Genomic DNA, 24,059 nt, shown 5'->3' with positions numbered 1-24,059 from the left:
ACTACCGATCGCGTTGAGTGACAGTCAGTTCCAGTCGACCAGGCCCAGTTCGATCAGCCGGGTGGCAGTACTGAGGGCGTCGGTCCTGAGCTGATCGGGGGCGAAGCCCGTGGCGTCCGCTGCTGCGACAATGAGGTCGCGCAGCGGCCGTCGGCCGTCGAGCTCCAGCACCACAGGGAGCGCTACCGGAGATACCGTGGCGCACACGCTGAGCCCCGGTAGGGTCCACAGCTGCGTCGGCGCCGGTTCGTAGCCGCCGTCCCCACGGGACAACGTCTGGTCCAACCGGTTACCGGGCAGCGGGGTCAGCACCGCGTCGAGCAGGTCCTCGTCGGTCAGCTGGGCCAGCCGTCGCCGGTGCGCGAACACCCGTTGAATCTGATCACTGGCCGACCCCGTGGGGGAGCCCGGCATTTCGTCGGTCCACAGGTGCTCGGTCCGAGTGTCATTGCGCTGCATGATGATTGCGCCGGTCGTCAGCGCCTCGATGCCCTGGTCGCGATAGAACGCCAGCCAGCGATCGAGGGCGGCCGCGAAATCGGCGGTGGCGTGCACGCTCTGCACCAGCCAGGTCTCGGCATGCTCGATGGGATCATGCGTCGCGAACCGCAGAACCCAAGCGTCGCAACCTGATTCCGCGAACCACGAGCGGACCGGCGCCACCCAATCGCCGTCCGCCGGATGCGGCCAACTCGCCAGCATGGTGGCCCAGCCCCCGGTGCGCAGCCGCGGCACGATGTCGTGCACCAGCTGTTGGCCCAGGCTGCCGGGCTTGCGGGCCGCCTGACCGGCGTCGCGCCACAGGTAGGTGTTGTCGGGCGAGATGATGAATGGCGGATTCACCGTGATCAGGTCGAAAGTCTGATCGCCGACGGGTTCCAGCAGGCTGCCTTCGCGCCAGCTGACATTGGACAGGCCGTTGAGTCCTGCGCCGAACTCGGCCAGCCGCAATGCTCGGGTGTTCACGTCGGTACCTGTCACGTGGGCAGCGTGGTCGGCGGCTTGGAACGCCTGCACACCACCGCCGGTGCCGACGTCGAGCGCATCGACGTCGGGGAGGCGCACCGTGAGGTCGGCCAACGTCATGGACGCCTGCGCGACGGCGACGACGTGTTCCCGGCCGGTCGGGCGCCCGTCCTGCCAATCGTGGGCGACGAGCATGTCGTCGGCCCACCCGATGCACATCGTCGCCTGCACATGGTCGTCGCTGCGGGTGAGCAGGCAGGCGTCGACCAGGTCGTCGATGTTCAGTGGGTGTAGCGCCCCCGCTGCGTCGGCGGTGGGCACCGCCAGACCGGCCAGGAACAGGTTGACCAGGGTGGCCAGTGGATCGGAGCCCAGGCGGTGCGCCAGCACAACCGCCTCAAGGGGATTCGGCGCGATGCGGCCGCTGCCGAGCCCGCTCGGTGAGTAGCGCGCGGCAGCGAGCACCTTGCCGAGGTCTGCGGCGCAATCGACCAGTCGTGCGCCGGCTTCGGTCACTTGTGGAACGGGTTGGTGATCGAAAGCGATGGTGCGCCAGTGATCTTCTGGAACACGTTGAACTTCTGGAAGACGTTGACCTTCTGCAAGTTGTCGAACTTCTGCAGGTTGTCGAACTTCATGAACGGGAAGTTCACCTTCTGCATGTTCCAGAATTTGATGAACGGTGCGTTCAGCTTCAGGAACGGGGGCGGGGCGGTATTGATGCCACCGACGTCGCAACCCGTTTCGCAGGTTGCCGGCGCAGCCGCAGCCGACGAGGCGGTGGCCAACGTGACACCCGTGGTCGCCGCCAGCGCCACCAATGACAACGTCACGGTCCGGTTCAACTTTTCGCTAGCCATGGCAGCCTCCGATTAGCCACACGGTGCAAAAACATGCAGGTCAGATGCTATCAGCGAACAGTCCGGCGGACCTAGGAAAATATCTCCGTATGGTTTGCCGCTACCGTCGCGGCGGGGTCAGCAACGCGACGACGGCATCGGTCAGCGCCGCGCGGGCGACGTCGAGATCCGAGGTGAAACCGATCTGCCGTTCGTTGCTGAGACCGCGGATCGCGGCGGGCAGCAGGCATCGCACGCGATGCAACTGGTCCGGGTCGACGTCGAGCCCGTCCATCAGATAGTCGAAACCCTGAATCCAGTCGAGCTCACGGGCCGCGAAAGCCGCTGCGGTGCGCGGGTATTCGGCGGCGATATCGGAACGCCGCGCCGGCAGTGACGTGCGCAGTGCGGTCAGGGCTCGTCCCTCCGCGGTATCCAAGTAGCGCCAGACGGATTCGATGGCCCCTTCCACCCGCTCCCGCAAGGTGCCGCTGCGCGGCGTTTCCGGACCAGAAGACCAACTGCGGGAATGGATTTCGGTGATGACCGCAACCCAGAGCCCGTCGAGGTCGGCGAACTGGTGCTGCACCGTGCCCCAGGTGACGCCCGCATCCTTGGCGATGCGGTTCGCCGACACCGGCTCGCCACCGCTGTCGGCCAGACAACGGATGGCGACGTCGAGCAGGCGCGCCCTGGTTTCCAGGCCGCGTTTGTTGAGCTTGGTGCCGGCGCCCGACTGGGTGACGACGGCCTGCCACTGCTCCCGGGCCAGGGCCGCCTGCGGGGAATCCCGGGCCGCGTGCTCAGGCAAATCGACCGGGGTTCGCCGCGACCGCACGGTGCAGCATCGGCCGGTTGGCGCGGTAGGCCTCGACCACCGGGGCGAGCTCGTGCGGGCCGGCCCCGTGCATGATCACCGAGTGCACGCCCAGATCATACTGGCGGGCAATGGTTTTCGCGCAGTCCTGCGGCGAGCCCTTGGCGACGGCGTCCAGCCATTCGGTGGGGATCAACTCGGCGATCCGCTGTAGCGTCTCGAACGACGCACTGGCATCGATGGGTCCGGCGGTGGCCGCATCGGTGAACAGGTCGGACTGGCGGATGCGGTCCCACGTCGCTCGATCCCAGCCGTTGGCCGAGACCAGCACATCCGGGTAGGCCTGCAGATAGGTCGCGAGCCGCCCGACACCACGCCGGATCTGGTCGTCCTCGGACAACGCGTCGGGCACCGTCGCCAGACATGCCCAGATGCGGACGCTGTCGGGGTCCCGGCCCGCCTTCTCGGCGCCCCGGCGTACCGCGGCAACCGACTTCTCCGTCGCTTCGTCGGAGAAAAAGGTATGCAGGACAACAAAATCGGCGATCTCGCCGGCGAGTTCCATGGTCTTCGGGCCGACTGCCACCAGGCCGATCGGCGGTCCGTCGTCCAGGCCGTTCACGTGGCGCAGCATGGGCCATTTCCCGGCCGGGCCATCGTGATTGAGGATCATCTCGCCGGCCCAGAGCCGGCGCAGGATGCCGAAGAAGTCGCGCAACCGTGCTTCGGTGACCACCGGGAGGCCGATCGCCTGCCAGTAGGGCCCCATCCCGCGGCCGAACGCCATGGCGAACCGGCCTTCGGTCAGTGCGTGCATCGTCGACCCGATGGTCGCGGTGACGGTGGGGTGGCGGGTGTGGTGATTGGTCGACGGCGCGATGCCCAGCGTCGTGCTGGCGCCCGCCACGGCGCCACTGAGGACGCCGGCGTCCTTCACGGTGAAGCGCTCGCCGATGTGGCAGGAGCCCAGCCCGAGCGCCTCGGCGGCCCGGGCCTCGGGCAGCACCACCCGGGTGTCGGCGGGGTGCCGGGTGACGGCGTAGTAGCCGAGCTCGTTGAGCTGGTCTGGCGTGCTCATGGGCGCCTTTCATCGGAGACGCTTAGCACTGTTAATCATCTAGGAGCAATTGTCAATGAGGGTTCTCAATAACTCGGGGACGGCGTATCCGTCGAGGCGCCCGCTGCGTCGATGCTGGGGAACCGGGCATGCAACCGATCGATCAGGAACCTGGCCTCGTCGAGGTCGCGGCGGAGGTCGCGGGCGCGTCGCCGCATCGATCGCGCCCGCTCAGACCACGCCGACGCATCCGGTAGCGACTCAACCCGGGACAGCCTGGACGCCAGGTCCCACGCATGCCTGCGTAGCTCCGCGCGCAATGCCCGAGCCTGTGCCACATCGGCATCTTCAGTCACAAGAGACATATTTACACCACGGTAAATTGCCTTGCATGGCGGCCTTCGGCTCGCGGGCCTAGCTGGCCGGCTCTGGGTTGGATGACACCTTCTTGCGACTCGATGCCGACACCGTCAGGACAACGTCGACAACGGCGTCGAGGAACGTGTCGTCTATCGGTTCGCCCGTCACGATCACGCGATGGTGAATCGGGCCGACGAGCCACTCGGCCAACGCGGCCACGTCGGTCTCGGGGGCCAGCTCATTGCGTTCGATCGCGCGGAGGAACGGTTTCTGGTCGCGGGTGCGCTGATCATCGAGGTAGCGGGATCGAAAGGTCTGTGCCAATTCCGAATCGTGTTGGGCTTGTCCGATGAGTGCGCGGTAGACGACGCCCGCGTCATCAGTGGTGAGGAAGTGCGCGGTATCGCGCAGATGTGCGCGGCAAGGGCTTTCGCCGACCGACTATGCCATCGTCGAACGTGCCGACATTTGCCAGGACTTCTACCTTTCTGTGGCCCCTGACTCGGGCCGGCTGCTTTACAGCCTGGTCCGCGCACTGAAGCCCTCGACCGTCGTGGAATACGGGATGTCCTATGGCATCTCCACCCTGCACCTGGCCGCTGCGGTCCGGGACAACGGTGTCGGACGGATCATCACCACGGAGATGAGTTCGCAGAAGATATCCGCAGCCCGCGCGACGTTCGCCGAGGCGGGCGTTGCGGACTTGATCACGATTCTGGAAGGAGACGCGCGTACGACCCTCGAGACCGTCACGGGCCCAGTGCAATTCGTGCTTCTCGACGGCTGGCCCGATCTGGACTTGCCGGTGTTGAAGATCCTGGAGCCGGTGTTGGCGCCCGGCGCGCTGATTCTCGGAGACAACGTCAGGCTCGACCCTGACCACGTCTACCGCGACTACGTCAACGCGCCGGCGAGTGGTTACGTCAGTGTCCCGATTCCCCTCGACAAGGGTATGGAATTGACCGTTCGGGTGTAGTCCCGACCTACAACTCGCGGATCACCCGCGCCGGCGAGCCGACCGCGAGGACGCGAGGTGGCAGGTCGCGGGTGACCACCGAACCGGCTCCCACGACGGTGTCGGCGCCGATGGTGACGCCCGGGCACACGATGACGCCGCCGCCCAGCCACACGTTGTCGCCGATCGTGATCGGTTCGGCTGCTTCCCACTTGTCCCTGCGGACGCTCGGCTCCAAGGGGTGGGTGGCCGTCAACAGCTGCACATTGGGGCCGATCTGGACGTCGTCACCGATGCTGATCTTGGCGACGTCGAGCAGAATGAGGCCGAAGTTCGCGAAAGTGCGCGCGCCGATGGTGGTTTGGTATCCGTAGTCGCATTGCAGCGGCGGACGGATCTCGCTGCCCTCGCCGAATGTGCCGAGGAGTTCGCGAAGCAGGCGGTTTCGTTCCTCGAGGTCGGTGGGATCGAGGGCGTTGATCCGGTGAGTGAGCTGCTGTGCGCGTTGCGAGTCGCGGATCAGTTCGGGGTCGTCGGCAATGTAGAGGTCACCAGCGAGCATGCGGTCGCGCATCGAACGATCCATAGAACCACGTTAGGTGCTTCGGCCGCGGTGAACCTTTTTGACGGCCGCTTCGTTCAATTGGTATGAGCATCATCGACTTCCGCCGCCGGCGCTCCGCAGCGCCGACCTTCGTGGTGGTCGACCGTCTGCATGGCCGGCGCGCCGAAGAGGTGCCCGGCGAACAGATCGCGGCGACGGTCTCGACGTGGCTCGCCGAACTGGGCGTGGAGAGCCCGCTGATCGACGCGCTGGAAACGGCCGCGCAGAGTCAAGACTGGCCGACCGTGTACGCCCTTGGGGAGCGCCTGTCGGTCGACGTCATGGTCGCGTAGCCGAAACCGTAAGTGCCACTCGTCAATCCAGAGCCAGCTTCGTCGGCATGCCGTCGATGCTCGACAGGTTCTTCTGCTGCCAGTACTCGGCGACGCCCTCCGGGCCTTTCTTCTCGGCCCAGGTGTCGAGCAGGACGCGCTCGGACTCGACCGACATGAGCGGCACGCCGAAGCCGCACGAGGTTTGGACCAGGTCCACGGTCATGTCGTAGATCTGGCGGGCGCTGATGTGGGGCGGGAACTCGCGGTAGAGCTCGTCCCAGTCAGGGTCTTCGGGCTGGACTTCGCGAGCCGTGCCGTATAGCCGCAGAATCAGGGGCTCGCGGTCGAACGAGCAGAACATCAGCGTCATCCGCGGGTTGTCGAGCAGATGCGCCGAGGTCTCGTTGCCGCTGCCGGTCAGATTCAGCCAGGCCACCCGATTCGGGCCGAGGACCCGGAGCGAGTCCAGGCCCTTCGGGGAGAGGTTCACTCGGCCGTCGCTCGCCGCCGTCGCCACGAAGTACATGCTTTGCGCGGCAATGAATGCGCTGAATCTGTCGGTGATCTCCGGGAACTGCTTGGACATAGGGGCATGGTTTCATGGCGGAGCGGAATCGGTCGACAGAGTTTCTGGTGTGTTAGGGAGCTGTGTTGGCGACCGAGTCGTGATGCATCTGGACTGCCGGCGCGACCCAACGACGGAGGAAGGCGCGCAGTTCCTCGCCGTGCCGCTCGGGGCCACCGGGATCCAAGATGAACGACTGCAGTGTCCGCAGCATGAACTCGACGAGCTCGTCGAGTTGCCTGCCGCTGAAACCGGCTGCGGGCCAGTCGACTTGGAAGCGCTCGAGGATCGACCGACCGAACGAAATCGACGTTTCGGAGGTGACGCCGGCGGCGAAGGCGCTCGCCCTGCCGGGGTTCATGACCAAGCTCAGATAGCGATCGTTGGGGAGTTGTTCCAATGTGTAGGCGATGCCTTCGATCACGGCCTCGGTGGGGTCGGTGATCGATTGCAGGTCTTCGGCCAAGCGGTCCAGAAAGCCTTCGACTGCCGACAATGCGGTGCCGGTCATCAGCGCGTCGAGGGTGGGGAAGTAGCGGTACACGGTCTGCCGGGTGATCCCGAGTTCGGTGGCCACATCGGACACGCTCACCGAACCCCGCTCGTCGATCGATGACCGGGCCGCGCTGACGATGCGGCGCACCGCCTCGTCGTCGTCGACGGGGATGTCACCAGACCAGCCGTGTCTGCGCATCACCGCATACTTCCATCCCGCTGCTCCCCGGCGGACCCCATCCACTCTTGACCATACATAGTGTCTCTACTGTATGGTCCGATTACTCCCGAGTGTGAAATGAGGTCAGCCATGACGGCGATCGCCGAAGGACCGGTCAGTAGTCAGAACGAGGCACTGACGAGGCGTGCCTTGCGCCATGCAGTCGACAAGACGACGGATATGGCCGACCGCGAACTGCGGGTGCCGTTGCACTACTACCGAGATCCGAAGATCACTGAGATCGAGGAGTCGCAGGTGTTGCGGCGCGTGCCGCTTGCGATCGTGCCGTCGGCCCAGATTCCCAACGCCAACGACTACGTCGTGCGTTCGGTGCTGGGTGATTCGCTACTGGTGACCCGAGATCGCGACGGTGTCAGTCACGTGTTCCTCAACTACTGCCGCCATCGCGGCGCGAAACCCGCGTGTGGAGCTGGTAACGCCGCGCGATTCACCTGCCCGTACCACGCGTGGAGCTACAAGAACACCGGCGAACTTTTCACCGTTCCCGGCAAGGCAGGCTTCGATTCGATGGACAAGGCCGACTACGGACTTGTTGAGCTTCCGAACGAGGAGCGCCACGGCTTCATTTGGGCCGTCCTGACCGCCGGTGCCGCCATCGACGTCGACAGCCACCTCGGGCCCATAGGTCCGGAACTCGAGCTGATGAACTACGCCGCGTACGGGTATCACACCGAGAAGGAGTTCCAGTCGCAAGTGTCGTGGAAGGGAGCCCTCGAAGCGTTCGCCGAGGGATACCACTTCCCATTTGTCCACGGCGAGAGCGTGATTGGACAGAACACCCTGCCCAATACCGGGGTGTACGACGAATACGGCAAGCACCACCGGATCGGCTTTCCCTTCAACTGGGTCGCCAATCTCGCTGACGACCCGTCCGGCTCCTGGGACCCGCACCAGAACATGGGCGTCATCTACTGGATCTATCCCAATCTGATCCTGGCGAACAGCCCGATTGGTGTGGAGATCATCGACATCCTGCCGGCTGGGGAGCCAACCCGATGCTCGGTGCGCCACAGCTGGATGGGGCGCGTGCCGGCCACCGATGACGAGATGCGTGCGGTCTATGACCAGGTGTACGACAACGTCCACGCCGCGGTCGTCGACGAGGACTTCGCCATGTTGCCCCAGTGCGGGGAAGGTGTCAGGCACGGCCAGCACGACCACATGATCATCGGCCGCAACGAAATCGGAGTGCAACACATGATCAGGGTGTTCGCCCAGGAGCTTGGGGTAGCGCTCCAATAAGGGTGCACACCTCGCTCATTGGGGCGACCTCTGAGTCGCCAATCGGAATCTGCCGTCCCGTCGTCGTCTGAGGGCTAGATTCGGTGCCAAATCCGGACCGAAGAAGGTGCGCCCATGCCGAACGCCCGCGGACTGCTGCTCAACCCGAACGATTTCGACCCTCAACACCTCGATCCGGAGTCGCGGCGCCAGTTGCGTGCGCTGATCGAATGGTTCGAAGATCGCGGTAAGGTTCGATTGCTGCAGGACGACCTGGACGCGACTTGGGTCACCGATTTTCTCGAATTCATCAAGCGGGAGAAGGTTTTCGCGACGTTCCTGACGCCGTCGGAGTTCGCCGACGGTGATCCCAACAAGCGCTGGGACACCTCGCGCAATGCTGTGCTGAGCGAGATCCTCGGCTTCTACGGGCTGGCGTACTGGTACGCCGAGCAGGTCACCATCCTCGGCCTCGGCCCGATTTGGCAGAGCGACAACATCAAGGCCAAGGAGCGGGCCGCCGCGCAGCTCGAGGCGGGCGGCGTCATGGCGTTCGCGCTGTCCGAGCGTGAGCACGGCGCCGACATCTACAACACCGACCTGCTGCTGACGCCGACGACCGACGAGGGCGTGGTGTTCCGGGCCTCGGGGGAGAAGTACTACATCGGCAACGGCAACGTGGCCGGCATGGTGTCGGTGTTCTCGCGCCGCACCGACGTCGACGGGCCCGACGGTTACGTCTGGTTCGTCGCCGACAGCGGCCATGAGAACTACGAGCTGATCGACAATGTGGTGCACGGCCAGATGTATGTCAGCACCTTCCGGCTCAACGACTATCCGGTGCATGAGGAGGACATCCTGTGCACCGGGCCGGAGGCCTTCTCGGCGGCGTTGAACACCGTCAACGTCGGCAAGTTCAATCTGTGCAGCGGCTCGATCGGGATGTGTGAGCACGCCTTCTACGAGGCGATCACGCACGCGAACAACCGGATCCTCTACGGCAACCCGGTCACCGACTTTCCGCATGTGCGTGCGTCATTCGTCGACGTCTACTCCCGGTTGATCGCGATGAAGCTGTTCAGCGATCGCTCCATCGACTACTTCCGCAGTGCCGGCCTCGACGACCGCCGCTACCTGCTGTTCAACCCCGTCACCAAGTCGAAGGTCACCTCTGAAGGTGAGCGCGTCATCACCCTGTTGTGGGATGTGCTGGCCGCCAAAGGATTTGAGAAGAACACCTACTTCAACGAGGTGAACCGGCTGATCGGAGCCCTGCCCCGGCTGGAGGGCACGGTGCATGTGAACGTCGCGCAGATCCTGAAGTTCATGCCGAATTACATGTTCAACCCGGGCAGCTACCCGCAGATCGGTACCCGCGACGACGCGGCCGACGACGTGTTCTTCTGGGCGCAGGGGCCGGCGCGTGGCGCGTCCAAGGTGCAGTTCGCGGACTGGGCGCCGGTGTACGAGCGAAACCGCTCGGTTCCGAATGTGGAGCGTTTCTACGAGCAGGTGGTGGCGTTCAAGGACCTACTGGCCACAGCGGCGCCCGACGCCGACCAACAACGCGACCTCGACTTCGTCCTCGTCGTCGGGCACTTGTTCACCCTGGTGGTCTACGGGCAGTTGATCCTCGAGCAGGCCGAACTGACCGGGCTCGACCGTGACCTGGTGGATCAGATCTTCGACTTCCAAATCCGTGACTTCTCGTCGTATGCGGTTGCGCTGCATGGAAAGCCGAGTTCCACTGTGGCGCAACAAGAGTGGGCGTTGTCGGCGATACGTAAGCCCGTCGCCGATGCCGCGCGTTTCGATCGGGTCTGGGAACAGGTGGCCGCCTACGACGGTGCTTACGAGATGCGGCAGTAGAAGTAGGGGTAGGTCCGCATGGCGGTGTCGGCCAGCAGGGGTAACTGCTAGTTGGCGTGGAGCCGATGACGGGGAATTGACCCCGTTCGACTCACGATGAATCACCGATGTTGGTCTGAACAGCCGCGGTGCCCCCAAACCGCCCTACATGTCAACCATCAGTACCAAACGGGCATCCAGGCCAATCGCGCTATCGCGAACTTTGATCTGACCAGGTCTGTTGACAATGCTTCATGCTGGAGCGCTTCGAAGTACGCTGCGGCTGTTCTTTCTCAGTTTCACCAGATGAGGGGCGGAGGCGCGTTTGATGTCCACAAGTCGGAGAATTCACACGAGGGTAAGGCGGGTGCGCAGGCTGTACGACCGAGCCATTTCCACCTCAATCAGCAGCGTGCTGAATTTCTTCGGCATACTGGGCTCGATTCTCGGGTTGGTTGTCGCGGTGATTGCAATCGTAAAGAAGGAGCTGATAACTGAAGTCGTCATCCCGATTGCCTATGTTTGCGCGCTCTCGGCCGTACTAGTCGTGTGGTTCGCGGTGCATCAGCGGCGAGGCCGCTACGCCGAGGTTCCGGCGGTGCTCGAGAAGGCCTACCGCAACATTCAGGAAGCCGCTGACTCTGCTCTGTTCGATGACGAAAACTTCGATTTACTTGAAGCGAAGGTAGGCCAGTCGATCGATGCTCTGGCTCAGGGATTCACGCTTCTCACTGGCTCCACCTGCCGGGTCTGCATCGCTGAACTCTACGTAGATGCGACAAAGGCGATTCCTGAAGAGGCTCTCGTCGCACGAGTAGTCTTTCGGAGCGGAGAACAAGAGGGGTTGCAGGCTGAGACTGCGCAGCCAGTAGACGGGAATTCTGATTTCTTGCGGATCCTCCAGACGCAGAAGCCATTTTTTCACAACGATCTTGGCAAGGCTTACGAGGCGCGCAAGTACGAGAACACGAAGTGGAACCCAGCAATGATTGATGACGATTCATTTCCGTATCGCTCGACAATAGTCTGGCCAATTAAGTCATCCGAGGGCCGGCTTCGCGGAACAAATCGCGTCGATCAGCCTCTTGCATTCTTGTGTGTCGACACGCCGAGAGCCGGAGCCTTTGTTCAACTCAGTGATGTACCTCTCGGTGCTTGCTACTCTTATGCCATCTATCCTGTAGTTCGACGTCTACTAGCGCCCGACGGGGCGCGCGACAGGAGTGCTTGAGGATGCCCGCACCAGCAGCTGACCTAGTCGAGGACGAACCCAGCCCCATCAAGGGCATCGAGCCGGTGGATGCAGACTGGGCGATCGTGCGTGTCGACGATGGCTCGGGTAACTACGTCGAGTATGAGGTCCGAGTCGGCGCTCCCGCCTGACCTGGGCGTTTCTGATTTCGCCCGATTGTTTCGCCTCGGCCTTTCGCGTCACCCGGAAGTACTCGTGCGTTGGTGTAGAAGGCTGGCGACATTGATGCTCGGGTCAATTTCCCTGCGCGTACCCTGCGGTTTCGGACGGTTGGGGTGCGCTCCCGGCTCGGAGTCCGTGCGGCTCCGGTGCGGTCGGGTCAGGGGTGCGGACGGGCGCGACGCACGGTGAAGTGGGCAGCCCGAACTCCTATCCGGGTTGGCGTCGCAGGTGCGCGTGGCGGGCAGTCTCTGCGTTCGCAGGGACGATTTACTTAGTTAGTTACGTTGATTTTTTAAATGTCGCCAGTCAGGACAGTGTGGGCTGCGGCGCGTAGGCGCCTCGTCCGGAGTCTATGGGTGCGGATGCCTCAGGTCGGCTAGATGCCAACCCGCGATCTCGCCGAGTGGTCCAAGGATCGCGACTACTCCCATTTTTGGCAACGATTGGAGCGAATGCTGCACCGCTTCGTTGAGGGTCGTGAAGTATTTGAGCGGTTGCCGATTGCGGTTGAGTCTGCACCATCCCTGTGTGCGGTGGCTTACGTAGCGCACATCTATGCGGTCCGACACCGCGATCCTGGCGTCATTGTCGCCGGTTTGTATATTGTCGCCGATCCGCGTCATTCCGGCACTAAAAACTACATCGAACGCGAAGCAAAGCGGCACCGCGAGATCGGCAATTTCGACTAGGTCGCTATACTCGATCGGCTGTCCGTCGTGGGCTGCAGCGTTACGCTTTACTAGGCACGTATCAAATCGACTCCTTATTGGCGCACCGACATTTCCTATCTCGTCCAATAGGCTCTGCATTTGACCCCATGGGTCAGTTATGTGAAGACTGGCAATCGCCGACCTTATGTCGTCAGCTGATACATTTGAACCGCTCCGTAACACCGAGAATTCATGGATGCTGTATTGCTGTCTGCTGTCAGTGCTTGCGACAGCGCCTGCGACGGCGCGGATAATTTGCATCTGATTAGCTTTGTCATATCCAGCTTCCCGAACGCCGTTCTTGATTGCGTCGACGACTGCCGCTTTCCGTAGGCCGGGAGGAAGGTGATCGAAGTCGAGGCCGCAAATGGCTGGCAAGTTTTGGAAGTGCTCGGCCGTTCGCTTCTTCAAGTAATCTTCCATTGCATTGAACGTAACGACGTAAAGGCCTCGCCGTAGAAGATCGGCTGTCTTGTTTGCTAATGCGTTTGCAGGCAGTGGTGCAATTCTCTGCAGGACCTGAGACATGGCAGCTGCTCTGGCTCCGTTTATGTTATCGAGCAATTCATCACGAGCGTTTGGCATTGCAGTGTTTAGCTCCGCGAAGCGAACTCGGAGAGACATTCAATCGTACGCTCGATGCGATATTCGAGGCGCGCCGGAGTATTTGTGCCGGTTCTAACCGCGGTGTTGAAGCGTTCATCGCTAAATAGGGCTTTGTATTTTTCCATTAGATCGTCGCGCCGCGCGATCATCGCGCGCTGTTCGCGGAGGGAAAACGTGCTCACTGCCACCATCTGGGCGTCGTATAAAGCGCTCAATATTTGGTTACGCCATTGGCCGCGATCGAATCTCCAGAATGCTGTGCGGCCGAAAATCTGCTCACAAGTGTCGATAGTGGTCGTGAATTGTGTCGCTTTTTTTCGAAGAAAGTCGTCTCCTGGGTCGCGATGGTCCCGCATGTACCAATTCATAGAGCTTCGGAAGTCACCGCTAAAACGTTGCCAGTATTCCTCGACGGTGAAGAATCGCAGCACGTATTCGACATCTTGCATCGTTTTGTAACTGCCAGAGCGGGTGCTGGTTATCTTTAGTCTGTCTCGAAGGAAGTGATGTTTGGAAAGCTGTATGAGTAAATCGTTGAATGCTCCCCTGAAAAGAACATTGCGGATTTCTTGGGCGTTCAACTCATCGCCACCAGAATTTAGCCGGTGAAATACTTCATACTTAGTTTCCGGATCGGACTGACGTAGCAGTGTAACAACTCGGAGGTAGGGTCGGACTCGCAATGAATTCGCTAGCTCGGTGGGCAGATCTGCAAAGCGATAGCCGTTGATCTCATTGAATCGGTCGAGATCTGTCAGTGCAAGGCTATTAGTCATGAACTGGCTGATGGATGTAATGCGCTGTTTGCCGTCGATTACCGAATATTTGCCGAATTCTTCTTCAGCTAGATACACGGGAGGGACGGGGATGTTTAGCAAGAATGATTCGATTAGGGCTGACGACTGTGCCGGGTTCCAACGCTCTCGTCGTTGGAACTCGGGCTTGACGTCTATCGCACCAGATTCGACCATTCCCGATATGGATTCGAGCGAGAGATCCGATGACTGGAGAACGAGGCTCAATTGTGCCTGCTCGAATTGTCTAGCTATTTCGCGATCTCGAGCTGAATTCCTAGCCAACGCGCAATCATCCTCTCGTTACTCCATTGCCAGTCAAACCCTCCCGCACGCAGCAGGCAGCACTACTAGTATGCACTGGTGTCGGCAATTTTCGATCCCGCGATGCCGCGTAATCGGAGACGGGATTGTGCGACCGGCGTGAGTCGGTAGCCTGTTGATTGCGCCAAGCGCATCAGCGGTCGGCCGTCCCGCTACTCCGAACGGCGTCAAAATTGGAGAGTTGCTGGGCTAAGGTTCCTGCAAGTTGGCGGCATTGGAGTGTTGGCTGGGTAAACTACATGGCGGGGAACTTCTATGGACCGCGGGTATGCCGCGTACTTCCTGCGGCGACATGATTTCAAGATCGCTACACGCTCAGCGCGCCGCTTCCGTATGAACTGATCAGCTAACCGTCACGAGTGGCGGACAGGCCCAGATTGTCGACCGCCTTGATTATCGCAGCGGTCTTCACGGCGGCTATCGGTCTCGCCGGTCTTGCGCAAATCCCTGGTGGGGCTTTGCGATGTTGGCGATGCTCCTTGCGGGTTGCAATACGCGGCCGTGGAAGCATTGCGGGCAACCGACCGGCCGGACCAGATCCGTTGGACGCGCGGGGCTACAGGATTCGCATTAGCTATTCCGGTCGGCGCGTGGCTGTATCACCAGTGGCTTGACCCGTGGATCGCGAACCGCACATCGCTGCCGTGTACGTGGATCTTCCAGATGTAGATGTGATCTACGAATCGGACCTGTCGGGGAGCTCGCCGACCTTTTCCCTTCATCACGTCGTGGGAGGCCAGAGCGTTCCCGTTCGCTGTTTTGGGGTTAGCGCCCGACGGCACCCGCTGGTACCGGATCAGCTATGACCAGAGCGGTTTCGTTCGTGCGGATATGCTCCACCCGGCTTATGGCGTCGAAGATTCCTGAGGGCCGCGGGTGACAGTTCCGAACGATGAACTCGTGCTGGCCCGACTTGGCGGTTCGTTCCAAGGGCGCGGCACCCTTGCCTGCTGAATGGAGGTACGGCCGGAGTGGGGCATCACGGTTTGAACCGCTTCGAACAGTGTTTCCGCTGCCAGACGTGGAGCCGATGACGGGAATCGAACCCGCGTATTCAGCTTGGGAAGCTGATGTTCTGCCATTGAACTACATCGGCACGGTGGTGCTGACGCAGGATATCAAGCTGGCCGTTAGTCTCGTCGGGTGCTCCTCTCCGACCGCGATCTCCGGGCCGAAATCGCCGCTGGGCGTCTCGGCATCGATCCGTTCGACGACGCCATGGTGCAGCCCTCCAGCGTCGACGTCCGGCTGGACAGCCTGTTCCGGGTTTTCAACAACACCCGCTACACGCACATCGACCCGGCTCAGCAGCAGGACGAGCTGACAACGCTGGTCGAGCCCGACGAAGGTGAGCCCTTCGTCCTGCATCCGGGCGAGTTCGTGCTGGGCTCGACGCTCGAAACCTGCACGCTCCCACACGATCTGGCAGGCCGCCTCGAAGGCAAGAGCTCACTGGGCCGGCTTGGCCTGCTGACGCACTCCACGGCTGGCTTCATCGACCCGGGGTTCTCCGGCCACATCACGCTGGAGTTGTCGAACGTCGCCAACCTGCCGATCACCCTGTGGCCCGGCATGAAGATCGGCCAGCTCTGCCTGCTCCGCCTGACCAGCCCGGCCGAGCACCCCTACGGCAGCGACAAGGTCGGCTCCAAGTACCAGGGCCAGCGCGGCCCGACGCCCTCGCGCTCGTACCTGAACTTCGCCAAGCCCTGACCTGCATTGACTGCGAACTGACGCAGAACTTTTGCGAGTAGCGAACTGCGTAGATTCGCAGTCAATGCCTGCCGGGGCTGAGTCTGCTCTGGCGGCGTCGACTACTCGGGCCTTTTCAGCCATAGATTCAGGGTCAACGGCCACCGGCTGGTGTCCGACGTTGATCCGGTAACCAGGGCGTTCACTACTCACACTTTTGCGCCCTCACGTGAGAGTCAACGAAACCTAGCCACTCGGGGTCGCGCTCGTCGGCCCAGCTGAGCTGGTGGGCACCGTGGTGGTCGACGTAGTCGGCGCTGTGGTCGAAGTAGTGGTGGTGCTCGCCGAAGACGAAGTAGTAGTTGTCGTCGGTGAAGTAGTGGTCGTCGTTTGAGTAGCAGGCGGCGCCACCGGAACGCCCGTGGTCTCGGTAACAGTCGCGGTCGCCGTCGACGTAGAAGTCGAGGCCGAAGAAGAACCAGCCGGAGCCAGCACCGCACACGCCACGCGCCCGCCGGCGTCGCCGGTGGCCAGCGTCTCGGCGTCGGGACCAGGAACACCGTCATGCGTGTACCGCGGCGGGATGTTGGCGAAGTTGTCCGGCCCCTGGTGGATGATCAGCGCGCTGCCTTGCGGCCCTTTCAAGGCTGCCTCGGTGAACGCGTCGGTCGTCGCAACGACCTTCCCGGTGCCGTCGCCGCGGATGTTCAGCGGCGTCAGATCGCCGCTCGACGGGTGCCCGGTATGCCCGGCGACCTGCAGATGGCCGCCGGCGGACGCGAAGTCTCCCTCGCATTTGCCCACGGAATGGATGTGCATGCCGTGGCTGCCGGGGGCCAGGATGCCGCCGCCGGTGGTCTCGACGGTCACCGTGGCGTAGCCGTCAGAAAAGTCGATGGCGGCGTTGGCGACGGGTCTGCCGTCGGACGTCTTCAGCACGACGTTCAGTGCTGACGGATTCGCCTGGGTCCAGGTGGTGGGCGGCGCAGAGGTCGACGGCTTCGACACCTGGCCGGAAGTGCAGCCCGCCAGCACAAAGACCGGCGCGGTGAGCAGGGCAGCAGCGGCAGTTGCGCGGTTCAACATCCCAGCCGAATACCCCGAACGACCACTGTCTAATCGCCGGTTGTTTCACGCGAAACCACGCTCCGAACGCCCATGTGAGGCTGGTGTAACACGGCGGAAACGCAGTCGCCGCGCGCCGGAAACTCCGCCGATACATCCTCGTCAAGATTGTCGAAGGAGACCCACGTGCAAGGCATCGATCCCGCCGCCACCGCCTGGCTGCTCGCCAGCACCGCCCTGGTCCTGCTGATGACCCCGGGCCTGGCCATCTTCTACGGCGGCATGGTCCGAACAACCGGCGTGCTCAACATGATCATGATGAGCTTCATCTCGATTCCGCTGGTCACGGTCGCGTGGCTGCTGCTGGGATACACGCTGGCCTTCTCGGAGGGCGACGGTTTCCTCGGCAACCTCGAACACTTCGGCATGCTCGGCATCGGCCCGAGCACGAACCACGGCGCCGTCCCGGAGCTGTTGTTCGCCACCTTCCAGCTGACCTTCGCGATCATCACCGCCGCCCTGATCAGCGGCGCCATCGCCGACCGCGCCAAGTTCTCGGCGTGGATGGTCTTCGTCCCGGTCTGGGCGATCGTCGTCTACAGCGTCATCGCGCACTGGGTCTGGGGTCCGGACGGTTGGCTCGCCAAGATGGGCGCTTTGGACTACGCGGGCGGCCTGGTCGTCGAGATCGCGTCGGGTGCCTCGGCGCTGGCGCTGGCGATCGTGCTGGGCCCGCGCATCGGCTTCAAGCAGGACTCCATGCGTCCGCACAACCTGCCGTTCGTTCTGCTCGGCGTCGGTCTGCTGTGGTTCGGCTGGTTCGGTTTCAACGCCGGCTCGGCGCTGGCCGCCAACGGCACCGCCGCCGCGATCTTCCTCAACACGCTGGTCGCAGGCTGTCTCGGCATGCTCGGGTGGCTCACCGTCGAGCAGGTGCGCGACGGCAAGCCGACGACGTTCGGCGCCGCGTCCGGTGTGGTCGCCGGCCTGGTCGCGATCACCCCGTCGTGCGGCACGGTCAACACCCTCGGCGCGCTGATCGTCGGGCTGCTGGCCGGCGTCGTCTGCTCGTTCGCGGTCGGCCTGAAGTTCAAGCTCAACTACGACGACTCGCTCGACGTCGTCGGCGTGCACTTCGTCGGCGGTGTCGTCGGCGTCGTGCTGATCGGTCTGCTGGCCACCGACGTCATGACCGGCGGCGCCCGCGGCCTCTTCTACGGCGGCGGTTTCGCGCAGCTGGGTAAGCAGCTGCTCGCCATGGCCGTCGTCGCGGCATATGCCTTCACGGCGACCTTCGTGCTCGGCAAGATCATCGACAAGGTGATGGGTTTCCGGGTCAGCGCGGAAGACGAAACCGCCGGCGTCGACTTCACACAGCACGCCGAAACCGCCTACGCCGAGGGCGTGCACGGCCACCTGGGCACCCGCCGGCCGTCCGGTTCCAGCTCGCTCACCGATCTGCTGAAGCAGCCCCGCCCGGACGCCGAAGACGCCTAAAACTGCTTAGGTCATCTACGCCAAACGCGGGTAGGGTTGAACCACCGGCATTGGCGGGACTCTGTCAGCCAGCGCCGCGGCCAGAACTGCATCGGGCACATTGAGCTGGGGTAATCGGTAACGACTCCGCCGCCCGCCACGATGAAGTTTCTAGTTGTGGCCTGCGCGTCAGGGGTTTCTCGGTGTCGGCCTAGATAGCGTAGCGAACACTATTGGAGGGTCAGTGGACATCGTTCTGGGCGTGTCTATGACGCCAACGACGGTGCGTATGGCGCTGGTTGAGGGCGATAAGGCCGACGGTGAAATCGTCGACCACGATATTTTCGAAACACAGACGGCGGACGGTTCAGCAACGCCCGTCGAGCAGGTTGTCAGCGCCATCCTGGGTACCCGGGAGAGCGCCGCGGAGGGTGGTCACCACCTGAAGTCGGTGGGTGTCGCCTGGAGTGACCACGACGCTGCCGCGCGGTTGCGCGACGCGTTGGACGCCGCCGGCGTCAAGGACGTCATGATGGTTTCCGAGCTGCACGCGGCCGGCTCTCTGGCGCAGGCCGCGGGGCAGGCGGTCGGCTACTCGAGCACCGGTCTGCTGTTCGTCGACCGCGACACCGCCACCATGTCCGTCGTCGATCCCGACGGTTCGATCTCCAAGGTGCTGAGCCGCAGCCTGCACAGCACCGACGCCATGGCCGTACTCGGCGATATGGCCGCCGCCGTCGCGAGTGCGGATTCGTCGCCGCAGGGCATGTTCGTCGTCGGCGCCGGCGTCGACGTCACCGCCGTGCAGGCCCACCTGGCCGAGCTGCTCGACATCCCCGTGAACGCGCCCGGTGACGCTGACCTGGCGCTGGCTCGCGGTGCCGCCCTCGCCTCGGCCAACGCGCCGATGTTCGACGCTGCCACCGCAGGTCTGGCCTACTCGGCCGCGCCGGGTGGCGCCGTTGCCGCAGCCCCGCTCGCGGCTCCGCTGCTGACCGCCGACGAGTTCGGTTTCGACGAGCTGGGCGACGCCCCGGTGGTCGCCGACCAGGGCCGCAAACCCTTCCTGCTGGTCGGTAGCGCGCTCACCTCGATCTTCGTGGTCGGCGTTGTGGCCCTTGCCATCTCGCTTGCGGTGAGCATCCGCCCGACGGTCGATCAACGGCCGGCGCCCGCGCAGGCCGCCATCGTGCCCAGCGCTCCGGTCGTCGCACCCGTGCCGCCCCCGGCGGCCGTCCCGCCGCCCGCACCCGCCGCGGTCCCCGAACCGGCACCCGAAGTGGTCGCCCCGGCGCCGCGCCACGTCGAAGCGCCGCAGGTTGTCAAGGAATCCGCGCCCCAGGTCCATGTGCCGGCGCCCGAAGCTCCGGCTCCGGCCCCCGTCCCGGTGTCGATGCCTGACGTGCCGGCCGCTCCCGTCGAGCCGCCCGCGGTGGTTCCCGCCCCGGCTCCCGTGGTGTTGCCGCCTCCGGTCATCGCGATCCCGGGTCCGCAGCCACCGGCCTGGAACCCGTGGGTGCCGCGTCCGCAGCAGCCCCAGTGGAATCCGGGCAACAACTACCCGGACTATCCGAGTCGCGGCGGCCGTGGCCACGACGACGACGGCTACCCGGGCAACTACCCCGGCAATGGCTATCCCGGAAACCAGTACCCCGGCAACGGCTACCCGGGCAACCAGTACCCGGGTGGCTCGAACGGGTACCCGGGCGACTACCCCGGTGACTCCGGCAAGAAGCAGAAGCAGCCGAAGCAGACCTGCTTCCTGATCTTCTGCGCTCCGAAGTAGTCACCTGCCGTTGGCCTGACGCTCAGTGTCGCGTAGCGACGCGCTCATCGAGGCTGCCTATCAAGGCAGTATGAGATGCACCGTGTTCGGTACTGGCTATCTGGGCGCGACGCACGCCGCAGGCATGGCGGAGCTGGGTCATGAGGTCCTGGGTATCGACATCGACCCCGGCAAGATCGCGAAGCTGGCCGCCGGCGACATCCCGTTCTACGAGCCCGGGCTGCGAAAGATGCTGCGCGACAACATCGAAGCCGGGCGCCTGCAGTTCACCACCGACTACGACGAAGCCGCCGAGTTCGGCGACGTGCATTTCCTCGGCGTGGGCACCCCGCAGAAGAAGGGGGAGTACGGCGCCGACCTGCGGCACGTGCACTCCGTCATCGACACCCTGGTGCCGCGGCTGCGCCGGTCCGCGGTGATCGTCGGCAAGTCCACGGTTCCGGTCGGCACCGCCGCCGAACTCGTGGCCCGCGCCCGCGAGCTGGCGCCGGTGGGCGTCGACGTCGAGGTGGCGTGGAATCCTGAGTTCCTGCGCGAAGGCTTCGCCGTCAAGGACACGCTGCACCCGGACCGCATCGTGCTTGGCGTGCAAGCGGATTCGCAGCGCGCCGAAGCGGCAGTCCGTGAACTGTACGCACGCATCCTGCAACGGGGAGTGCCGTTCCTGCTCACCGACCTGCAGACCGCGGAGCTGGTCAAGGTCTCCGCGAATGCCTTTCTGGCCACCAAGATTTCCTTCATCAACGCTATCGCCGAGGTGTGCGAAGCGACCAACGCCGACGTCACCGTGCTGGCCGACGCGCTGGGCCACGACCCCCGCATCGGGCGGCGATTCCTCAACGCCGGCTTGGGATTTGGCGGTGGTTGCCTGCCCAAGGACATCCGCGCCTTCATGGCCCGGGCCGGTGAACTCGGTGCCGATCCCGCACTGACCTTCCTGCGCGAAGTCGACAGCATCAACATGCGCCGGCGCACCCGCATGGTCGAGCTGACCACCAAGGCGTGCCGCGGCACGCTGCTGGGCGCCAACATCGCGGTGCTGGGCGCGGCATTCAAGCCCGAGTCCGACGACGTGCGCGACTCGCCCGCTCTCAACGTGGCCGGGATGCTGCAGCTCAACGGCGCCGCCGTCAACGTCTACGACCCCAAGGCCATGGACAACTCGCGCCGGGTCTTCCCGACGCTGAACTACTCCACCTCCGTCCTCGAGGCCTGCGACCGCGCCGACGCCGTGCTGGTCCTGACCGAGTGGCAGGAGTTCCTGGACCTGGACCCCGAGCAGCTGGCCGGCACGGTCCGCGCGAAAGTGATTGTCGACGGCCGCAATTGCCTGGACGTCGCGAAATGGCAGGCCGCGGGCTGGCGGGTATACGCGCTGGGGCGCAATCTGTCGGCCTGATATCCGACTGCAGTATGTAGCCCGACCCCGCCGGGCGTGCCTAAGCTCGGCGTCATGACGCTGAGGCAACGGCTCAACTGGTTCGCGCTACATGCCGTCATCCGTCAGCTCGCGGGCTACGGCGCGCGGCACGGAGACCTGCAGGGACGGCTCATCGCCGACCCCGCGGTGCGGGCCGACCCGGGCGCGTTCGCCGACGAGCTGCGCAGCCACGGCCGGATGTACCGTGGCCGCGCCGCTTGGATCACCGCGGATCATGCTCTGGTGCACCAGATTCTGCGTTCGGACGACTTCACCGTGACGCAGATCGGCGGCACCCTGCCGGGCGCGCTCGGCTGGCTGGAGGGCAAGACCACCGTCAAGGGCCGGTTGCATCCGCTGCTGCCGCCGTCGCTGCTGTCGGTCGACGGGGAACAGCACACGCGCTACCGCAAGACCGTCTCGGCGGTGTTCACGACGCGCGCCGTCGCGGCACTGCGCGAACGTGTGCAGCAGGCCGCGACCGTGCTGATCGACGAGCTGACGGCGGGTGCCACCGTTGACGTCGTGCAGAGCTACTGCTCGCAGCTGCCGGTCACGGTGATCGCGGACATTCTCGGGGTGCCCGAGCACGACCGGCCGCGCATCCTCGAATTCGGCGAGCTGGCCGCACCCAGCCTGGACATCGGGCTGACTTGGCAGCAGTACCTCAGCGTGGAAGACGGTTTGGACGGGTTCAACACCTGGCTCGGCGACCACCTCCGCGCGCTGCGGGCCAATCCCGGCGACAATCTCATGAGCCAGCTCATCGCCGCGAGCGACGGTGGCGCCCGGCTCAACGACGAGGAGCTGCGGGCCACCGCCGGGCTCGTGCTGGCCGCCGGGTTCGAGACCACGGTGAACTTGCTGGGCAACGGCATTCGGCTGCTGCTGCAGCACCCGGATCAGTTGGCGCTGCTGCTGGCGCAGCCCGAGCTGTGGCCCAACGCGGTCGAGGAGATCCTGCGGCTGGACTCGCCGGTCCAGCTGTCGGCCCGGATCGCCAAGGTCGATGCCGACATCGCCGGGCACCAGGTGCTGGCCGGCGAGCCCGTCGTCATCTACCTCGCCGGCGCCAACCGCGACCCGGCAGTCTTTCCCGATCCGCACCGCTTCGACGTCACCCGCGACAACGCGGGCAAGCACCATTCGTTCTCCGGCGGACGGCACTTCTGCCTCGGTGCGGCGCTGGCCCGGTCCGAGGGCGAAGTGGGCCTGCGGACGTTCTTCGAGCGGTTCCCCGATGCGCAACTCGCGGGTCCCGGTACCCGGCGCGACACCCGGGTGCTCCGCGGTTGGGCGGCATTGCCGATCGCACTCGGGCAGGCGCGCGCAGCGGTACCGTCGTGAAATGGCCTTCCGCACAGCCCTGATCGAGGAAACTGCCGCTTTCGGCGAAATCATTCGCACTGCCGATCTCACCACCGAGGTACCCAGCTGTCCGGGGTGGACGCTAAAGCAGTTGTTCAAGCACGTCGGACGCGGCAACCGCTGGTGCGCGCAGATCGTCGCCGATCACATGAAGGAGCCACTCGATCCCCGCGACGTGCGCGACGGGAAGCCGCCCGAGGATCTCGACGGCGCCATCGACTGGCTGAACGCCGGCGCGCAGGCCCTCATCGACGCCGTCGAGCACGTCGGTTCGGACGCCAAGGTGTGGACGTTCGTCGGGTCGAAGCCCGCGGGGTGGTGGATCCGGCGCCGGCTGCACGAGCAGACCGTGCACCGCGCGGATGCCGTTCTGGCGCTGGGTCTTCCGTTCGTACTCGATCCGGAGCTCGCGGCCGACGGGGTGACCGAGACGCTGGAGCGGGTGGCGTTGATGGCCCCCGCTGCCGATCCGCCGCTGGAGCGGGGCCGGTCGCTGCATCTGCATGCCGCAGAGTCCGAGCTGGGCCCGACCGGCGAGTGGCTGGTGGTCAACGACGAAGACGGCCTGGGTTGGTCGCACCAGCACGCCAAAGGTGATGCGGCAGTGCGTGGTCCGGCGTCCGGGTTGCTGCTGGCGGTCAACCGCAGGCAGACGGTCGAGGAAGCCGGCCTGGAAGTGATCGGCGACGCGGCCGTGTGGCAGCGCTGGGTGGATCACTCCGCCTTCTGATTGCGGGAGTAGCGTTTCAGCCATGACGACTTCCGAGATCGCAACGGTCCTCGCCTGGATCGACGCCCTCAATGACCGGGACTTGGACACCCTGGACAAGCTGTCCAGCGGTGACATCGAGATCGGCGACCCCAGCGGGGCAACTCAGGGCCGGAATGCGTTGCGGGCCTGGGCAACTGACCTCGACGAGAAGTCGACGGTCGGCCGGCTGTTCGTGCACGACGGTGTCGTGGTGGCCGAGCAGACCATCACCGGTGCCGGCGCCGACCGTCAGGCTGCGACAGCATTCCGGGTGGTCCACGACCACGTCACCTCGGCATTCCGGCACGACGACCTGGCGTCGGCGCTGGCCGCGACGGAGCTCATTGAGTCGGACGCGGTGTAGTTGCCGCAGTCGGGCGTGTCGGCTCTCCTATGGCACTTGCGATCTG

Annotated in this window: 25 protein-coding genes and 1 tRNA gene; 14 read left to right on the top strand and 12 right to left on the bottom strand. The window is 64.2% G+C overall.

Translation table 11 applies throughout. The features are described 5' to 3' along the window. Nucleotides 1-24: 24 nt before the first annotated feature. From A7G45_RS04120 to A7G45_RS04095, 6 genes are all read right to left on the bottom strand, one after another. Entirely contained in the window at nucleotides 25-1,482 is a 1,458-nt protein-coding gene (locus A7G45_RS04120) for a methyltransferase (protein WP_260934019.1), read from the bottom strand. Beyond that, nucleotides 1,479-1,826, bottom strand: a complete 348-nt coding sequence (locus A7G45_RS04115) for a hypothetical protein (RefSeq protein WP_043390114.1) — start codon at nucleotides 1,824-1,826, stop codon at nucleotides 1,479-1,481. Before A7G45_RS04115 ends, A7G45_RS04120 begins: the two co-directional genes overlap by 4 nt. A gap of 100 nt (nucleotides 1,827-1,926) precedes the next feature. Beyond that, nucleotides 1,927-2,616: a TetR/AcrR family transcriptional regulator gene (locus A7G45_RS04110; protein WP_043390841.1), complete on the bottom strand. Its 690-nt coding sequence runs from the start codon at nucleotides 2,614-2,616 to the stop codon at nucleotides 1,927-1,929. After that, nucleotides 2,609-3,700: a TIGR03857 family LLM class F420-dependent oxidoreductase gene (locus A7G45_RS04105; protein ID WP_260934014.1), complete on the bottom strand. Its 1,092-nt coding sequence runs from the start codon at nucleotides 3,698-3,700 to the stop codon at nucleotides 2,609-2,611. The genes A7G45_RS04110 and A7G45_RS04105 overlap by 8 nt, the downstream gene beginning before the upstream one ends. 65 nt (nucleotides 3,701-3,765) lie before the next feature. Beyond that, nucleotides 3,766-4,044, bottom strand: a complete 279-nt coding sequence (locus A7G45_RS04100) for a hypothetical protein (protein ID WP_131630815.1) — start codon at nucleotides 4,042-4,044, stop codon at nucleotides 3,766-3,768. Nucleotides 4,045-4,093: 49 nt separating this feature from the next. Continuing rightward, nucleotides 4,094-4,450 carry a TetR-like C-terminal domain-containing protein gene (locus A7G45_RS04095; RefSeq protein WP_260937943.1) on the bottom strand — a complete coding sequence of 119 codons (357 nt, stop codon included), beginning with the start codon at nucleotides 4,448-4,450 and terminating at the stop codon, nucleotides 4,094-4,096. Here A7G45_RS04095 and A7G45_RS04090 point away from each other — a divergent pair. Then, nucleotides 4,425-5,015: an O-methyltransferase gene (locus A7G45_RS04090; protein WP_407667527.1), complete on the top strand. Its 591-nt coding sequence runs from the start codon at nucleotides 4,425-4,427 to the stop codon at nucleotides 5,013-5,015. The two genes, A7G45_RS04095 and A7G45_RS04090, sit on opposite strands and share 26 nt — an antisense overlap. A 7-nt stretch (nucleotides 5,016-5,022) precedes the next feature. Here A7G45_RS04090 and A7G45_RS04085 read toward each other — a convergent pair whose 3' ends face one another. Next, nucleotides 5,023-5,580: a sugar O-acetyltransferase gene (locus A7G45_RS04085; RefSeq protein ID WP_043390118.1), complete on the bottom strand. Its 558-nt coding sequence runs from the start codon at nucleotides 5,578-5,580 to the stop codon at nucleotides 5,023-5,025. 62 nt (nucleotides 5,581-5,642) lie between these two features. Between A7G45_RS04085 and A7G45_RS04080 the strand changes: the two genes are divergently transcribed. Then, nucleotides 5,643-5,891 carry an Rv2628 protein family gene (locus tag A7G45_RS04080; protein ID WP_043390120.1) on the top strand — a complete coding sequence of 83 codons (249 nt, stop codon included), beginning with the start codon at nucleotides 5,643-5,645 and terminating at the stop codon, nucleotides 5,889-5,891. Nucleotides 5,892-5,913: 22 nt separating this feature from the next. On the opposite strand, the gene A7G45_RS04075 is transcribed toward A7G45_RS04080, so the two are convergent. Both A7G45_RS04075 and A7G45_RS04070 read right to left on the bottom strand, forming a co-directional pair. Continuing rightward, nucleotides 5,914-6,459, bottom strand: a complete 546-nt coding sequence (locus A7G45_RS04075) for a pyridoxamine 5'-phosphate oxidase family protein (protein WP_043390122.1) — start codon at nucleotides 6,457-6,459, stop codon at nucleotides 5,914-5,916. A 52-nt stretch (nucleotides 6,460-6,511) separates the two neighbouring features. Further along, nucleotides 6,512-7,132, bottom strand: coding sequence for a TetR/AcrR family transcriptional regulator (locus A7G45_RS04070; protein WP_043390124.1), 621 nt, complete (start codon nucleotides 7,130-7,132; stop codon nucleotides 6,512-6,514). 111 nt (nucleotides 7,133-7,243) lie between these two features. On the opposite strand from A7G45_RS04070, the gene A7G45_RS04065 reads away from it, so the two are divergent. The 5 genes from A7G45_RS04065 (at nucleotide 7,244) to A7G45_RS04045 (ending at nucleotide 12,346) form a co-directional block, all read left to right on the top strand. Then, nucleotides 7,244-8,416 (top strand): aromatic ring-hydroxylating oxygenase subunit alpha, encoded by a 1,173-nt coding sequence (locus tag A7G45_RS04065; RefSeq protein WP_043390126.1) that lies wholly within the window; start codon nucleotides 7,244-7,246, stop codon nucleotides 8,414-8,416. 114 nt (nucleotides 8,417-8,530) lie between these two features. Then, a complete protein-coding gene (locus tag A7G45_RS04060) occupies nucleotides 8,531-10,264 on the top strand; it encodes an acyl-CoA dehydrogenase family protein (RefSeq protein ID WP_260933999.1) in 1,734 nt (577 codons plus the stop codon). 346 nt (nucleotides 10,265-10,610) lie between these two features. Then, a complete protein-coding gene (locus tag A7G45_RS04055) occupies nucleotides 10,611-11,474 on the top strand; it encodes a hypothetical protein (protein ID WP_260933996.1) in 864 nt (287 codons plus the stop codon). A gap of 2 nt (nucleotides 11,475-11,476) precedes the next feature. After that, nucleotides 11,477-11,626 carry a hypothetical protein gene (locus tag A7G45_RS04050; protein ID WP_260933993.1) on the top strand — a complete coding sequence of 50 codons (150 nt, stop codon included), beginning with the start codon at nucleotides 11,477-11,479 and terminating at the stop codon, nucleotides 11,624-11,626. 411 nt (nucleotides 11,627-12,037) lie between these two features. Beyond that, nucleotides 12,038-12,346 (top strand): hypothetical protein, encoded by a 309-nt coding sequence (locus A7G45_RS04045; protein ID WP_260933990.1) that lies wholly within the window; start codon nucleotides 12,038-12,040, stop codon nucleotides 12,344-12,346. Between the two features lie 614 nt (nucleotides 12,347-12,960). Here A7G45_RS04045 and A7G45_RS04040 read toward each other — a convergent pair. Continuing rightward, nucleotides 12,961-13,995, bottom strand: a complete 1,035-nt coding sequence (locus tag A7G45_RS04040; protein WP_260933987.1) for a DUF262 domain-containing protein — start codon at nucleotides 13,993-13,995, stop codon at nucleotides 12,961-12,963. A 1,118-nt stretch (nucleotides 13,996-15,113) separates the two neighbouring features. Further along, nucleotides 15,114-15,187, bottom strand: a tRNA-Gly gene (locus tag A7G45_RS04035). 47 nt (nucleotides 15,188-15,234) lie between these two features. On the opposite strand from A7G45_RS04035, the gene dcd reads away from it, so the two are divergent. After that, nucleotides 15,235-15,804: a dCTP deaminase gene (gene dcd, locus A7G45_RS04030; protein WP_043390152.1), complete on the top strand. Its 570-nt coding sequence runs from the start codon at nucleotides 15,235-15,237 to the stop codon at nucleotides 15,802-15,804. A 225-nt stretch (nucleotides 15,805-16,029) separates the two neighbouring features. Here the strand turns inward: dcd and A7G45_RS04025 are convergent, their stop codons facing one another. Continuing rightward, a complete protein-coding gene (locus A7G45_RS04025; protein WP_260933982.1) occupies nucleotides 16,030-16,869 on the bottom strand; it encodes a superoxide dismutase family protein in 840 nt (279 codons plus the stop codon). A gap of 165 nt (nucleotides 16,870-17,034) precedes the next feature. Here A7G45_RS04025 and A7G45_RS04020 point away from each other — a divergent pair, with 165 nt between their 5' ends. The 6 genes from A7G45_RS04020 (at nucleotide 17,035) to A7G45_RS03995 (ending at nucleotide 24,013) form a co-directional block, all read left to right on the top strand. Beyond that, entirely contained in the window at nucleotides 17,035-18,345 is a 1,311-nt protein-coding gene (locus tag A7G45_RS04020) for an ammonium transporter (protein ID WP_071289615.1), read from the top strand. Between the two features lie 223 nt (nucleotides 18,346-18,568). Continuing rightward, nucleotides 18,569-20,110, top strand: a complete 1,542-nt coding sequence (locus A7G45_RS04015) for a DUF7159 family protein (RefSeq protein ID WP_456094102.1) — start codon at nucleotides 18,569-18,571, stop codon at nucleotides 20,108-20,110. Nucleotides 20,111-20,180: 70 nt separating this feature from the next. Further along, the gene (locus A7G45_RS04010) at nucleotides 20,181-21,509 is read left to right on the top strand and encodes a UDP-glucose dehydrogenase family protein (RefSeq protein WP_260933977.1); all 1,329 of its coding nucleotides are present in this window, start codon (nucleotides 20,181-20,183) and stop codon (nucleotides 21,507-21,509) included. Between the two features lie 60 nt (nucleotides 21,510-21,569). After that, nucleotides 21,570-22,877 carry a cytochrome P450 gene (locus tag A7G45_RS04005; protein ID WP_260937940.1) on the top strand — a complete coding sequence of 436 codons (1,308 nt, stop codon included), beginning with the start codon at nucleotides 21,570-21,572 and terminating at the stop codon, nucleotides 22,875-22,877. Nucleotide 22,878: 1 nt separating this feature from the next. Beyond that, nucleotides 22,879-23,628 carry a maleylpyruvate isomerase family mycothiol-dependent enzyme gene (locus A7G45_RS04000; protein WP_260933974.1) on the top strand — a complete coding sequence of 250 codons (750 nt, stop codon included), beginning with the start codon at nucleotides 22,879-22,881 and terminating at the stop codon, nucleotides 23,626-23,628. A 22-nt stretch (nucleotides 23,629-23,650) separates the two neighbouring features. Then, nucleotides 23,651-24,013, top strand: a complete 363-nt coding sequence (locus A7G45_RS03995; RefSeq protein ID WP_043390162.1) for a nuclear transport factor 2 family protein — start codon at nucleotides 23,651-23,653, stop codon at nucleotides 24,011-24,013. Nucleotides 24,014-24,059 lie beyond the last annotated feature (46 nt).

The sequence above is a fragment of the Mycolicibacterium llatzerense genome (assembly GCF_025331195.1).
Taxonomy (GTDB): domain Bacteria; phylum Actinomycetota; class Actinomycetes; order Mycobacteriales; family Mycobacteriaceae; genus Mycobacterium; species Mycobacterium llatzerense.
This window is presented reverse-complemented; position numbering and strand designations above follow the sequence as displayed.